13 protein-coding genes, 4 tRNA genes and 1 pseudogene are annotated in these 14,308 nt (G+C 41.9%); 1 reads left to right on the forward strand and 17 read right to left on the reverse strand.

Annotation, left to right across the window (positions count from 1 at the left end; all coding sequences use genetic code 11):
• Window positions 1-22: 22 nt before the first annotated feature.
• The 6 genes from rlmB to dnaN are packed head-to-tail and all read right to left on the reverse strand — an operon-like array spanning window position 23 to window position 6,602.
• Window positions 23-775 carry a 23S rRNA (guanosine(2251)-2'-O)-methyltransferase RlmB gene (rlmB, locus tag NBH06_RS00285; protein ID WP_250792173.1) on the reverse strand — a complete coding sequence of 251 codons (753 nt, stop codon included), beginning with the start codon at window positions 773-775 and terminating at the stop codon, window positions 23-25.
• On the reverse strand, window positions 762-2,444 hold the full coding sequence (gene recN, locus NBH06_RS00290; RefSeq protein WP_250792176.1) for a DNA repair protein RecN: 1,683 nt from the start codon (window positions 2,442-2,444) through the stop codon (window positions 762-764). The genes rlmB and recN overlap by 14 nt, the downstream gene beginning before the upstream one ends.
• Before the next feature lie 12 nt (window positions 2,445-2,456).
• A complete protein-coding gene (gene porD, locus NBH06_RS00295) occupies window positions 2,457-3,356 on the reverse strand; it encodes a type IX secretion system protein PorD (protein ID WP_046416560.1) in 900 nt (299 codons plus the stop codon).
• Between the two features lie 54 nt (window positions 3,357-3,410).
• Window positions 3,411-4,619, reverse strand: a complete 1,209-nt coding sequence (gene coaBC, locus NBH06_RS00300) for a bifunctional phosphopantothenoylcysteine decarboxylase/phosphopantothenate--cysteine ligase CoaBC (protein WP_250792179.1) — start codon at window positions 4,617-4,619, stop codon at window positions 3,411-3,413.
• A 26-nt stretch (window positions 4,620-4,645) separates the two neighbouring features.
• A complete protein-coding gene (locus tag NBH06_RS00305; RefSeq protein ID WP_008860701.1) occupies window positions 4,646-5,446 on the reverse strand; it encodes a 3'-5' exonuclease in 801 nt (266 codons plus the stop codon).
• Between the two features lie 28 nt (window positions 5,447-5,474).
• Window positions 5,475-6,602: a DNA polymerase III subunit beta gene (dnaN, locus tag NBH06_RS00310; protein ID WP_195342571.1), complete on the reverse strand. Its 1,128-nt coding sequence runs from the start codon at window positions 6,600-6,602 to the stop codon at window positions 5,475-5,477.
• A 297-nt stretch (window positions 6,603-6,899) separates the two neighbouring features.
• Between dnaN and NBH06_RS00315 the strand changes: the two genes are divergently transcribed.
• Window positions 6,900-7,544, forward strand: a complete 645-nt coding sequence (locus tag NBH06_RS00315; RefSeq protein WP_250792180.1) for a hypothetical protein — start codon at window positions 6,900-6,902, stop codon at window positions 7,542-7,544.
• A gap of 393 nt (window positions 7,545-7,937) precedes the next feature.
• On the opposite strand, the gene NBH06_RS00320 is transcribed toward NBH06_RS00315, so the two are convergent.
• From NBH06_RS00320 to NBH06_RS00370, 11 genes and pseudogenes are all read right to left on the reverse strand, one after another.
• A complete protein-coding gene (locus NBH06_RS00320; protein ID WP_250792181.1) occupies window positions 7,938-8,786 on the reverse strand; it encodes a hypothetical protein in 849 nt (282 codons plus the stop codon).
• Between the two features lie 187 nt (window positions 8,787-8,973).
• Window positions 8,974-9,057: transfer RNA gene (locus NBH06_RS00325), tRNA-Leu, on the reverse strand.
• A gap of 24 nt (window positions 9,058-9,081) precedes the next feature.
• Window positions 9,082-9,163 (reverse strand) — tRNA-Leu (locus NBH06_RS00330).
• Between the two features lie 22 nt (window positions 9,164-9,185).
• Window positions 9,186-9,261 (reverse strand) — tRNA-Gly (locus NBH06_RS00335).
• A gap of 46 nt (window positions 9,262-9,307) precedes the next feature.
• Window positions 9,308-9,380, reverse strand: a tRNA-Gly gene (locus NBH06_RS00340).
• Window positions 9,381-9,491: 111 nt separating this feature from the next.
• A complete protein-coding gene (folE, locus tag NBH06_RS00345) occupies window positions 9,492-10,100 on the reverse strand; it encodes a GTP cyclohydrolase I FolE (protein ID WP_008860704.1) in 609 nt (202 codons plus the stop codon).
• Between the two features lie 9 nt (window positions 10,101-10,109).
• Entirely contained in the window at window positions 10,110-10,613 is a 504-nt protein-coding gene (locus NBH06_RS00350; protein WP_008860705.1) for an SPOR domain-containing protein, read from the reverse strand.
• Window positions 10,614-10,696: 83 nt separating this feature from the next.
• Window positions 10,697-11,452: a triose-phosphate isomerase gene (gene tpiA, locus NBH06_RS00355; protein WP_008860706.1), complete on the reverse strand. Its 756-nt coding sequence runs from the start codon at window positions 11,450-11,452 to the stop codon at window positions 10,697-10,699.
• A 26-nt stretch (window positions 11,453-11,478) separates the two neighbouring features.
• Window positions 11,479-12,831, reverse strand: coding sequence for a BT_3928 family protein (locus NBH06_RS00360; protein WP_008860707.1), 1,353 nt, complete (start codon window positions 12,829-12,831; stop codon window positions 11,479-11,481).
• Window positions 12,812-13,363 (reverse strand): DUF1599 domain-containing protein, encoded by a 552-nt coding sequence (locus NBH06_RS00365; protein ID WP_155012326.1) that lies wholly within the window; start codon window positions 13,361-13,363, stop codon window positions 12,812-12,814. The genes NBH06_RS00360 and NBH06_RS00365 overlap by 20 nt, the downstream gene beginning before the upstream one ends.
• A 294-nt stretch (window positions 13,364-13,657) precedes the next feature.
• Window positions 13,658-14,295 (reverse strand): annotated as a pseudogene (locus NBH06_RS00370) (IS982 family transposase).
• Window positions 14,296-14,308: the final 13 nt, after the last annotated feature.

Below are 14,308 nucleotides of genomic sequence, written 5' to 3' on the forward strand. Positions count from 1 at the left end.
TTTATTCCTTCTTCTCTATAAATCAAAAAACTGAATCGCCGCTAAATCTTTGTCTAACCACTTCATACATCATGACGCCTGCTGCCACAGAAACATTGAGCGAACCGATGTTCCCAACCTGAGGGATAGCAACCATCTCGTCGCACAAACGTAAATTATCGGCATCGACCCCTGTATCCTCAGCGCCCATAACCACTGCTACGGGGACCGTATAATCCACCCGTGTGTAATTCATAACAGCCTTCTCAGAAGCGGCGACCACTTTAATCCCGCTATCTTTCAAATAACGAATAGCACTATGTATCGAGCGCTCCCGACAAACAGGGATATGCAACAAAGCTCCCGCCGAAGTTTTTACCGCATCGGCATTCACACTGACACTTCCCCGTTCGGGTAACACAATGGCATCTACGCCTGTACATTCACACGTTCGAGCAATCGCTCCAAAATTACGTACATCGGTAATTCCATCGAGAAGAACAATGAATGGAACCTTCCCCTCCTCGAACAAAGAAGGGATTATATCTCCCAACCGCTGATACGACACCGCCGAGATAAAAGCGATCACTCCTTGATGATTTTTGCGGGTAATCCGGTTCAATCGTTCGACCGGTACACGCTGAACGAAAAATCCACGACCTTTTATCAAATCGAAAAGTTCTTTCGCCAAATCGCCTTGAAGGTCTTTCTTTATCAGAATCTTATCTATTTCCTTTCCGGCTTCCACTGCTTCTATTACAGCTCGGATGCCAAAAATCATTTCATTTTTTTCCATCTTTCAAGTCATTACGTTTCAATAATTCACAAGCATTATCCAAAGCCGCAGCTGTCAAAGAGGAACCACTCAGCATACGAGCGATTTCCTCGATCCTCTCTTTTTCCGATAACTTAATCAAATGAGTGGCTGTCGATGTTTCCGTATCACTTTTATAAACCCGATAATGCGTTTGTCCCAGAGAAGCGACCTGCGGCAGATGAGTGATACTGATCACCTGCATGCACTCGGCCATCTCTCTCATAATTCCGGCCATCTTATCGGCAATCTCTCCCGACACACCCGTATCGACCTCATCAAAAACAATCGAGGGTAATGCCATAGCATGAGCAATGAGAGCTTTTAACGAAAGCATCAATCTCGATATTTCTCCACCAGAAGCGACCTCGGATACCGATTGTAACGGTTGATTTTTATTGGCAGAAAACAAAAAACGAATAATATCACCTCCATTTTCGTCATATTGCTGACGAGGAGAAATTTCTATTTCGAACCGCAGATTCGGCATCCCCAAAGGTTTCACCCTTTCAGTTAACGTTCGGGATATTTGATCGGCAGCTTTTCTCCGTTCTGCCGAAAGTTTGCCAACAAGCTCACTCACCCTTCGCTCCCGCACCTCGATTTTTCTCCTTAGCTCCGACAGTTCCTCATCGAAATTTTCAATACGGGTCAACTTATCGGCAAAAGAATCTCTCAGAGCCAACAATTCAACGGCCGTACTCACCCTATGCTTCTGCTGCAAAGAGTAGTAAATATCCAGACGATTTTCAACCCAAGACAATCGGTCGGGATCTACACTCAGGCTATCTTGGGAATGATCGACCGACGAAGCAATATCTTTCAAATCGATATAATCCGATTCAATCCGTCCCACCAACTCATCGATTTCGGGGTATAACCGGGAGAGAGATTTCATTTTGGACAATGCTGCATTCAGGAGAGGAACAACACCAGTCTCTTCTTCATGCAAATATCCCTGAATAACCGCCAACTCGCCCTTTATTTCCTCGGCATGTTGCAACGTTTGCTGCTCTACCTCCAATTCTTCTTGCTCTCCTTCTTTCAATTGTGCCGCCTCTAACTGGGACAACTGATACCGCAAGTAATCTTCTTCTTCCCTACCCAATCGATTTTCATCTTGTAATCGAGCATATTCTCTCAATAATTCATGCCACGAACGATACTCCCGTTGATAATCGGACAATAAACTAAAATTTCCGGCCATCGTATCGACGACACGTAACTGAAAATGAGAATCGGCCAACAAAAGATTCTGATGCTGAGAATGTATATCGATAAGCTGTTCTCCTAATGATTTCAACTGAGTCACAGAAACCGGCGTATCATTGATAAAAGCCCTCGACTTGCCCGACGGAAGAATCTCTCTTCTCAAAATACACTCCTTAGCATCATAGTCCAGTTCGTTCTCTTCAAAAAAAGATTGCAGATGATACGACGATATATCGAAAAGACCTTCTATTACCGACTTTTCATCGGTACGTTTCAATGATTTCAAATCAGCACGCTGCCCCAATATCAACGACAATGCACCTAATATGATAGATTTACCGGCCCCCGTTTCACCTGTTATCACCGAAAAACCCGAGTTAAATTCAATATTGAGTTCATCGATAAGCGTATAATTGCGAATACTCAATTTCTTGATCATAGTAACTACACTTTATCTTTCTGTCTGACGTATTTTCTCGAGTATCGTATTCTCAGTAGGATAGATACCACTCAACGTTTCATATACCGATTCTTTTTCCGAAACCGGAGCTTTTGAATACACATTTACCAATTCATCGAGTTTCGCATCTTTAAATAAAGGAATGAGTACCGACATCGGTGCAGCTTCGTATACTTTCTGTAATTGCTGTATAGCATCGGTTATTTTTGCCCGTCCTTTATCTACACTCAAAGCCATTTCGTCCAAACCGCCTCGATGATAGTCATACCATAACTGTCGAAATCCGGCAGTGCCCTGCTCGATAAACGCCGATAATAAAGCATGGCGATTACGGGTATCTTCAAAAGCCTTCCACCCGGCTTCCATAGAAGATTGTCCAAGATTCACCACTTGATGCGCCAATTCGTAGAATGGAGTTCCCCCCATAGGCGAGAAACTGTCGAAATCGACTCCGAGAATCATGTAAACATAAAAATTGATAACAGCCGTGAGATTACTCTCTATACTTGTCTCGGAAAATACAAGCGGTTCGTATTGCTGATAATTGAACTCTACTTTGGTATCTTTGAAATTGATGAGTGTCGTCGTATAGGAACTGTTATATACCGGACGCCGCGATTGCACTTGCAACTCGCAGACAAACCGATTATCGGTATATTCCTTAACGGTAAAAAGCATGGAGCAATCTATCCGTTCGACCGGCGAAATTTGAGCCGTAGACCATTTTCTATCGTTAATATACTCGGTTATAGCTTCCTTTAAAGTCGTAAACACCTCTTTATTCGTGCCCTGTATCTGGTCACTATTCACCTCTACACGACAATTCAACTCCTGTGCAGCTGACAGGAAAGGAAGGAGGAGAAGTAAAAAATACAAGACATTTCTTTTCATATCATCTCTCTTATTCAAGACACTCAAATGGAAAAGTTTCTACCGTTTAACGATTCAACGATCCTCCGACACATAACGGCCGATAATATCCACAATATCAGCAGCGACCTCGATCTTGGGCTTACACGGAATCTCCACCGGTTCTCCCTGCTTGCCGATAACAGTTACTTTATTCGTATCACATTGGAATCCCGCACCCGCATCCCGCAACGAATTCAAAACGATAAAATCGAGATTCTTTTTCTCCATCTTCAAACGGGCATTCATTTCCTCGTCATTGGTTTCGAGAGCAAAACCCACCAAACACTGTCCGGGTCTTTTTCTTCGTCCCAACTCTGCCGCTATATCGGGATTCGGTCGAAGCCGAAGAATCCGGTCTTCCCCTGTTCGTTTCAATTTCACATCGCTTACCGTTTCAGGAGCATAATCGGCGACGGCCGCACACATGATCGCTATATCCGACCGGTCGTACTCGGATAGCACAGCCCGATACATTTCTTCGGCAGACTCGACATCGATACGGTCGATCGATGAATGATTCGTTTTCAGACTCACCGGGCCAGCGACCAACATAACTTCGGCTCCTGCCTCGGCACAGGCTTCGGCAAGGGCAAATCCCATTTTCCCGGACGAGTAGTTACCGATAAAACGCACCGGATCGATTTTCTCGTAAGTAGGTCCCGCTGTAATCAAGACTTTTTTCCCGGAAAGCGGCTTAGAAGTTTCAAAAAAACGATCGAGTATTTCGACTATCTTCTCGGGTTCTTCCATACGTCCTTTGCCGGTAAGATGACTGGCTAACTCACCGGTAGCCGGTTCTATGATATGATTTCCATATGACCTCAACATATCCAAATTACGTTGTGTCGAAGCATGGGCATACATATCCAAATCCATAGCCGGAGCCACAAAAACGGGAGCTTTACAAGACAGATAAGTCGTAACAAGCATATTATCGGCTATCCCGTTGGCCATCTTACCGATTGTCGCAGCCGTGGCCGGTGCAATGAGCAAAGCATCTGCCCAAAGCCCCAAATCGACGTGGCTATGCCATTCGCCGGTATTGGCCGTAAAAAACTCACTAACCACAGGCTTGCCGCTCAGCGAAGACAAGGTAACCGGCGTAATGAATTCTTTCCCCGAGGGAGTCATTACCACTTGTACTTCGGCTCCCCGCTTTATCAGCAGACGCAGTAAATAGGCTGCTTTATACGCGGCTATACTACCCGTAATACCCAATATGATATGTTTTCCTTTCAACATCGTTGAAGCTCTATTTTTTACGCAATTTAGAAACGCCGGCGTGCGCGAGTATATATTTCAGTTATGACGTTTTTCGTATTCAACGGGAAATCGCCCTGCATCATCCAACTGTAATAACTCGGTTCTAATTGGAAAACTTCCTCGACGGAACGCCCTTTGTATTTCCCAAAATTAAATACAGCCACATCGTACTCATTAAGAATAATACGCCCTGCGAAATCTACATTTCTATTTTGAGTCGAAAACGATACCCACGAGTCTATATCGTTCGTGAGATACTTTCCTTCATACTCTTCTTTCATCTCCTCCGTATAACGGTCGAGCTGAGCCTTAAACACCTCATAAGTCGCCCGCGTATCGGCCAAAGCCGAATGGGCATCGACCAACGGCGCTCCACAATAGAATTTGTAAGCGGCTTTTAACGTGCGAGGCTCCATGATATGATAGATAGTTTGTACATCGACAAACTTCCTTTTCGATATATCGAGATTGACCCCGGCTCTCAACAACTCTTCTATAAGTAGAGGAACATCAAAACGATTGGAGTTAAATCCGGCAATATCGGCTCCCTCGAACACCTTCGCAATATTCCGCGCCACATCTTTGAACAACGGCTTATCGGCCACCATTTCGTCCGTAATATGGTGAACGGCCGTCGAAGCCGGAGGAATGGGCATTCCCGGATTGATATAAATATCTTTTTCTTCTGTTTTTCCGTTCGGAAACACCTTTACATAAGCCAACTCTATAATTCGGTCGGTCGTTATATTCGTTCCGGTCGTTTCCAAGTCGAAAAAGACAAGCGGATTCTTTAAGTTCAAATTCATTTTCTGTTATTCAATCGCTTAGAATTTATTAAAAATCGCTGAGCATCATCGGCATTAACAGCATCAACAAATCTTCATTTTCTTTATTTTCCAGCGGCAGGATCACCCCGGCGCGAGTCGGATCCGAAAGTTCTACGAGTACCTCGGTTGCCGATATATTATTCAAGATTTCTATCAAAAACGAAGCTTTAAATCCAATAGTCAAATCGTCGCCGGTATAATTGCATGCCACTTTTTCCTCTGCCGAAATCGAGTAGTCCTTATTCTCGGTAGATACGACCAACTCCCCGTTTTTCAGTTGTAATTTAGCCAATCCCAAAGCAGCATCGGCAAATACGGATACACGACGCAAGACGTTGACAAACAAAGCGCGGTCGATAATTAAACGATTGGGATTATTCGTCGGAATAACCGAGTTGTAATTGGGATAATTACCCTCGATAAGCCGGCAATTCAAAACAAAATCCGAAAGTTTGAAACATGCATTTTTCGAATCAAAAGCCAACTCTACCTTTCCACTCTCTTTCGGGAGTATAGCCTTCAACAAATTGGCCGGTTTTTTCGGTAGTATAAACGATGCCCGTACACCGGGGGCAATGCCCTGATTTTTGAACCGAACCAGTTTGTGTGTATCGGAAGCGACGAAAGAAACGCTATCTTCAAAAATATCCATGAATATACCATTCATAATCGGCCGAAGTTCGTCCTCGGCAGTAGCGAACAACGTGCAACCTATACCGTTAAGTAATTGTTGAGCTTCGACAGAAAACGATACCGCAGAAGAATCCATCGGCATTTTGGTAGGATACTCGTCACCATTCACCCCGATAAAGTTATAGCGTCCGTTCTGGAAGTAGAGGAATATTTCCAAATTATTGTCGTCGATCTCAAACGTCAATGGTTGATCGGGCAACTCTTTCAACGGTTCGAGCAATATTTTCGCATTGACAGCAAAAACACCCTCTCCCTCGGCTTCCATTACATCGATAGCCGTAGTCATAGTCGTCTCCTGATCCGATGCCGTCATAGACAATCGAGTTCCTTCGAGACGAAATAAAAAGTTGTCGAGAATAGCCATCGAGTTTTTCGAGTTAATTACTCGGCTAATAGTTTGCAAATGCGATAGCAACAACGTACTGGATACGATAAATTTCATAAATATATCTTTTTATTTATTTGTTTCACTACATTCTCTCGATAGCTCTTTCACTGACTATCAAGCCCGAACAAAGCAACCTACTCGGTACTTTGTTCTTATATCTTTAACGAACAAATGTAATGAAAATTTTTTTCTCTACCGACTAATTCGACAGAATAAATAAAGAAGTTATCAACAGACAATAACGACGAGATTGCCCCCTCCCGGTTTTTCCTCGAAACTTATTCATTTCTCGAATATTATTTTTATATTTGGCTTTACGCTCACTTATTCGTTATATTTGTAGAATATAAGATGAATCAAAAGAATATAAGTATTATTTGTATAGCCTTATGCCTAATTCTGATAGGAGGCTATATCCTCCGGCAAAATTACCTACTCGAAAAAGCATATAAAACGGCCGGTATATATGATTATATTCCCGCAGAAGAAAGTAAAATAATTCTTGAAATAGAGCAAGTATCGCAAATCGACTCCTTTACATCTCGTTTACCCATTTTACGACGAGTATCCCCTATCCTATCGTTATGGCAAGAAATACTTTCTTCGGCCCGATTACCCGAAACCAGCGCTATAACCATCTCTTTTTCGGAAACAGGGGAGGCTGCGATCTGGTACTGCATGCCCCGACAGAAACAAAAAAATCTAAAAAAGATACTACCCCGGCTAATATCGAATAATTACCGCCCCGTTTGCGAAACCAAAGGTTCGATTACTGTCAACCACTACGCTCTGCACAACGGTTCTTTTTTGCATGTGCTTTTTGCTCCGGGCGTCACTGCTATCTCTTTCGAATCTTCTTTATTCCGGGAAGCCCAACAAACCGTAGACAAATTAAGCCGACGAGAACAATTCACACACACGCCAAACTCTCGATTCCCAAGCTGCGGCAAGACTTTTGCGGCAAATACCAGAAAATTCGCACCGCAACTCAGGTAGATGGCAAGGGGAAAATATCTATTTGTTCGAAAAGAAAGCCGACGAGAAAGTAGCAACCTTCTCCAATGACTCAACCGCAACAGCAGCTACAACCACATCACTCTCTGAAACTACAAAATAACGGAATGAATCATCGGCTCGATAAAAAATAAAACAGTTATCCATCTAACAACGATTGAGAAGAAATAACCGTTTGCCCCATAACGGAAAACTAAAAACCGTGAAACAAGCCTATACTATCAGTCTGAATATCAACTCAAACATAATATTTTACTATTTGATACCCAATATAACAGATTATTTTTCAAGCCCCTATACAAAAACTTAGCTTATTCATATATACTACAAATAATAAACAATCCTCTCCTCACGACACTAAACCTCGAAAAGATTTTATTTATCACTCAAATTATCCTCAATCTTAGCATTTCTATGATAACCATGTCTCACATAAGAATCCACAAAGATCAACTCTTTATACCAATCCCCTAGCTCATTTTTCTTGTTTTGAAGGCGAAAAAACCCTCGCACAAAAATATCATTATCGTTGACAATTTTAACAAACCAGCGAGAATCCATGACAATGACTTCCTGCCCACTATTGTTTCGAATTTTTTCTCTGCCCTTATATCCTTGAATGGTATCTTCAACAACCCGTACAGCATTTACAGGAACAACTATTGTTTCTACCTTAGCATACTTTTTGACAGCAAGATATGTCACAAGTAAACTAGACACAGCAACATACACCCGGCTTCTTTCCTCCCAAGACCCACCTCGGAAAATAGGGTCACCCAATATCGTTTGACTACAACCGATATTTCTATAATCTGCTTCTTTAGGGCCAAAATAAAAATAATTACATAGATAACTAACATCATTTTTCACCCTAAAAAGCCAAACATACGCTTGATTTTCGCCAAAACCATAAACTATCGTAATCTCCCCATCTATTAAAATACCGCACACCTTCTCTCGGTAAAACTCTTGAAAAAGTTGGGGTTCTATCGTTGAAAAAGATTTCTCACTTTTCCCCATCACTTTTTTAAACGAAGGCATCAATAACTCAGGAAGTCCCCAATCAGGATTCATCTCACGAACTTGCGCAAGATGCCTCATACCATTTAAAAGATACTCCTGATGTATTATATTTTCAACCCTAAGAATTGAGATTTTAGTTGGATCAAAAAAATAATTCTTTTCCAAAAGCCAAGAAATTACAGGCTGCCTACGTATAACCATACCATAAAGAGTTTTCTTACATAAATGTAAATCTACAAATTTTTCGGAGAATAATCATGTCGCTAAGTCAAAATCCACCTTTCATTCAAAAATTTTCGACCAAACAAAACAAAAGAAGTGAAAGTAAATATGAATAAGTAGACAACAAAAAAGAAAAGGGGATAAATAATATTTATCCCCTTTTAAGTGTCCGAGATGAGATTCGAACTCACACGAGCCAACGCCCACTACCCCCTCAAAGTAGCGTGTCTACCAATTCCACCACCCGGACAGTATTACAGTATCTATTAGAAGGTGCCCAGAACAGGACTCGAACCTGCATGCCTCTCGACACACGCACCTGAAACGTGCGCGTCTACCAATTCCGCCACCTGGGCATATACCACCGAAAGATACCGATGGAGCGAAAAACGGGACTCGAACCCGCGACCCCAACCTTGGCAAGGTTGTGCTCTACCAACTGAGCTATTTTCGCCTTTCAAAATTTCAATTTATTCTTCTGGAACGCTATCCAAATCGAGAGCGAAAAACGGGACTCGAACCCGCGACCCCAACCTTGGCAAGGTTGTGCTCTACCAACTGAGCTATTTTCGCAATTGCGAGTGCAAAGATAGTTTTACTTTTCGGTTTATGCAAATGGTTTACTATTTTTTTTCATCGGACAAGCTCCTACAAAACAATTAGCTTTTGAATCATAGAAAGTTATTACCCGATAGAATTTTTCCCGATAAGCGAATAAAATTCTCGTCTCCACTCTTCTTGCTCGAACTTACCACTACTATCGTATGTAACCGTAACGGCTCCTTGCTTCTCGACTCCTCGCATTTGCATACAAAGGTGGCGAGCTTCCACGACGACCATCACACCCTCGGTAGAAAGCGTATCGGTAAGGCTTTGACAAATCTGTGCCGTAAGACGCTCCTGCACCTGAAAACGCCGGGCAAACACTTCGACCAAACGAGCCACTTTACTCAAACCGACAATACCGCCAGACGGGATATACCCGACATGGACTTTCCCGAAAAAGGGAAGTAAATGATGTTCACAAAAAGAATAAAACTCAATGTCGCGTACTACTACAATGCGAGATCCCGTATGCTCAAATACTGCCGATGATATAATTTCCTGCGCCGATTGACGGTATCCTCTCGTTAATTGCATCATCGCTTTCGCCGTACGTTCGGGAGTCTTGCGTAATCCCTCACGGTCAGGATCATCGCCCAACAAAGAAATAATAGCTCGATAGTGCTCGGCCAATTCTTTACAAATGCGGCGTTGCTCCTCCGAGGCCCAAACAGACTGTTCTTCCTCCATCGCTCAAAGTTATTCTGTAAATCCCTGATGTATCTGTATATGTATTTTGTCCCGAACGACACGCATCTCCCGTGCCATTTGGGGAAACTCTTTCTTTAATTGTATCAACGCATTTCCGGCTTCCTCATAAGAACGAAAATCGCCCACTCTCAATCGCCAAAACGGAGACGTAAAAGTCACGTATGTTTCCAATTCGGGAAAGGCCTGTTGAATAAGTCCCTCTTTATATAAGGCATTATTTTTAGCCGTACGATAGTCATTATCGGAAAATACTTGTATACGAAATCCCGAGGACTGGGCATAACCTTTATTTCCGTCGTACTTTATCACCCCTTCTGCCCGACTTACCCGCTTAGCCAACTGAGCCGGTTGTACGACCTTGACTTTACCACCCGTCTCGGGTCGTTCGAGATATTGAACGATCGAGGTATCCATAACGGCAATTTGAGCTTGCGCCCCATTCGTTAAACCAATCATGGACAACAGCAAAATAAAAAAAAGAGACTTGCGCATAACCAACGTTTTCATTCAAAATAGTAAGGCTGCAAAAATAAGTATTTATTCTTACTTTTGCAGCCTTTATAAAGTCTATTTTATCAGAATGCAGTAATAATGCCCATAAATGAATCGGCTTTCAAAGCAGCACCACCGATAAGACCACCATCTACATCGGGTTTAGCGAACAACTCGGCTGCATTGCTCGGCTTACAGCTTCCACCATAAAGGATCGAAGTATTCTCTGCCACTTCTTTTCCATACTTGTCGGCAATGGTCTTACGGATAAAAGCATGTATTTCTTGAGCTTGGTCGGCAGTTGCAGTCTTTCCTGTACCGATCGCCCAAACCGGCTCATAAGCCAAAATGATTTTTCCGAAATCCTCAGCAGAAAGGTTGAATAAAGATTCTTCCACCTGAGCTTTCACGACATCGAAATGTTTTCCGGCTTCACGTTCTTCCAAAACTTCCCCGATACAAAAAATAGGAGTCAGTCCATTAGCCAAAGCCAAAAGAACTTTTTCTTTTAAGATTTCGGGAGTTTCGTGATAATATGCACGACGTTCGGAGTGACCGAGAATAACATATTGAGCACCCGTCGATGCCACCATCTTGGCAGAAACCTCTCCTGTATAAGCGCCTTCCGTTTTATCGGCACAATTTTCAGCACCTACCCCGATACGTTTGGTATCTACGGCATTGACCACCGACACTAAATGAGTAAACGGAGTAGCGATGATAACATCGCACTTAGTAGATACCCCTGCCAAAGCGGCATCTATTTCCTTAGCCAATGCTACTCCTTCTTGAAGAGTAGTATTCATTTTCCAGTTTCCTGCAACAATGTTTTTTCTCATAACAAATAAATTTTTATTGGTTAAAACTATACATTATTTTTTTCTATCATATCATTTTCATTCTCTTTTTTCTTTCGACGATGGGCATCCCGCCACTGCCGTACGCGTCCGATTATCATCGCCACGGTTTTCTCGGTCAACAACAAAAAGAGCATCGGCATGGCATATAACAAAACGATAAACCATATCCGTCTTTCCGGTCGATAAATTTCCGGCTGACCGTATGTAAGCTTATCCAGCGGCTGAACCAACAATGTCTCATCGGGCAATTGTGAAGGAGAAGTTTTTCGTAATATCGTCCCCCCCTTCAATAACAGCACACACGGATTTCCTCTCGCAATAGTGCGGATAACCGTTTTATCCATAAAATAGAACGGATATTCCGCCCCTGTATTTTCTTGCCAAGCCTCTACACCCTGCGGGGTAGAAGCCGTAACGCAAGCAAACTCATATCCATGCTCGACACAATAATCATAAAGCTCGTTAATTCGGTCGACCTCACTATCATCGGCAGTTTCAAGATCTGGCGAAAGCAATAGAATACGATAGTTCTCGTCATAAATAATATCCTCGGTTATATCGGTCGCTCCACGATAGATAGTAAAATCCTCGATTATCGGTGTTACGGATTCCTGTCCCGAAACTGTCTTTTCATACCTATCTACAAATACCCACCCCTCTTCTTCCGAAGGCAGATTATCGAGTAAAAACTCCTTCCTCTCGCCGTTCTTTTCATAAATGAACACAAATTCACGCTCCGGCTCTTCGACAGCCAATGCTTCCGGTATATTTACGCCTATTTTATAAGGCCGAAAATCGAGATAGGGCTGATAATACGTACCAATATAAACAAAAAAGAAGACAAACAACAGCGAATACAATCCGGTGAGCCATTGCACCTGCTGATTATACAAAGCTCTCAAAGAGGTATTCCGGTAAACTAAAAACAATACGATAATCAATAGCAATACATTTTTGAAAAATGTAGCCCAGTTACTTAGATGAACCGCATCCCCGAAACAACCACAATCGGATATAGGATTGGCTATTGCCAAATAAAGAGTGACAGGAGTCATCACACAAAGAAAAATAAAGATCAGCCGAGGGGTAGACTTACGATAAGATCCAAACAGCAGATGTACTCCTAACACAAACTCGATGACAGAAAGAGCCACCGAAAAAAGCATGGCAAAAGAAGAAAGGAAATCGAGATGAAACGCCGAAAAATAATCCTGAAACTTATAAACCGTGCCATAGGGATCGATAACCTTCACAAACCCCGAAAACACAAACGTTCCGCCTACGATCAAGCGAGATAGAAAAACAAGCCATTGAATCAAAGAAGATTTCCTATTATCTTTAATCGTCTTGTTCGCCATATTCTATTTTTATAAGACCAAACAATGAATAGTTAATCATATCCATATAGTTGGCATCGACTCCTTCCGAGACAAGAGTTTTACCGTTGTTATTCTCTATTTGCTTAGTCCGACAAATCTTTGTCAATATCAAATCGGTATATGAACTGATGCGCATACTTCTCCAAGCCTCGTCGTAATCATGATTTTTGGCATACATCAACTCCTTTGTTTCCGTCATGTATTTGTCATACAGATCCAAAGCCCTCTCAACAGTTATATCCTCCGAATCGGAATATCCGAGATGCAATTGAATTAATCCTATAATACCATAGTTAACAATTCCGATTAGTTCCGAACGGATACCCTCATCTATTTTGCTTTCGCCTTTCGTCTCTATACTTCTTATACGTTTTGCCTTAATAAAGATTTGGTCGGTGACCGACTGCGGACGCATAATCCGCCATGAAGCGCCATAATCTTTCAGCTTCTTGACGAATAAATCCCTGCAAATAGAGATAACGTGTTCGAACTGTGCAATAGTATCTGCCATGATAAATGTATTTTCAAAGATAGCAACCGACTACATGCAAAGGTGAAAATATACCCGCTTTACACAAAGCCCAACTACTTCCGACTTTCGCATACAAAGATACAATTTTATTCTAAATACTTGCGTATCTAAACAATGATTGACATTTATTCCAGCAAGATTAATATTAAATTAATTAGCCCCTATTGATACTTTCTTTTTTAGATAAAAAACATAAGATATATCAAATCATATTCGGAAGAATAAGAGATAAACAAGATTATTTAATTACTTTATTTAAACCCATTGGCGGAATTAAATTAGCGCATATTTGACTCTGCCAATCGGTTTCCTATTTTTGTAGTTAATATATTGCAGGATTGTCAGTGCGCTAATCTTCCCAATGATTCGGGTGAACAACCCTTGTGTATCTTTTGCATAATCGCGTATGATCATGAACTGGTCACACAGTTGCGAGAATAAAGTCTCTATCCTTTTTCTTGCTTTGGCAAAGGGAAGGAATGTCGGTTTCCATTCTTTCTGATTTATCCTACAAGGCACTTCCAAACGTATGTTTTCCGTTTCAAAAAGATCCAGTTGCACTTCTGCGCTGATATATCCTCTGTCACCAATGACGGTGCAATTGCTAAATTCTACTTTGATATCTTTCAGATAATGAATATCATGTACACTTGCCTTAGTCAGGTCCAACGAATGTGTTACTCCACTTAATCCACAGACAGCGTGAAGTTTATACCCGTAATAGTAAATACCCTGTGAGGCACAATAACCGAATGAAGGAGCTTTTCCAACATCTTTCCTGCCATCTGTTTGCAGATGTCGAGAAATTTTGCGAATATTGCATATAAGTTGTGCATATGATAATGGTAAATCAGATGATTGGACGCCTCTAATTTACTAATTATTAGCAACATACACAACTTCCTAAACATAAATCTTTTAACT

This window comes from Barnesiella sp. B2-R-119, from assembly GCF_023656675.1.
Taxonomy (GTDB): domain Bacteria; phylum Bacteroidota; class Bacteroidia; order Bacteroidales; family Barnesiellaceae; genus Barnesiella; species Barnesiella intestinihominis.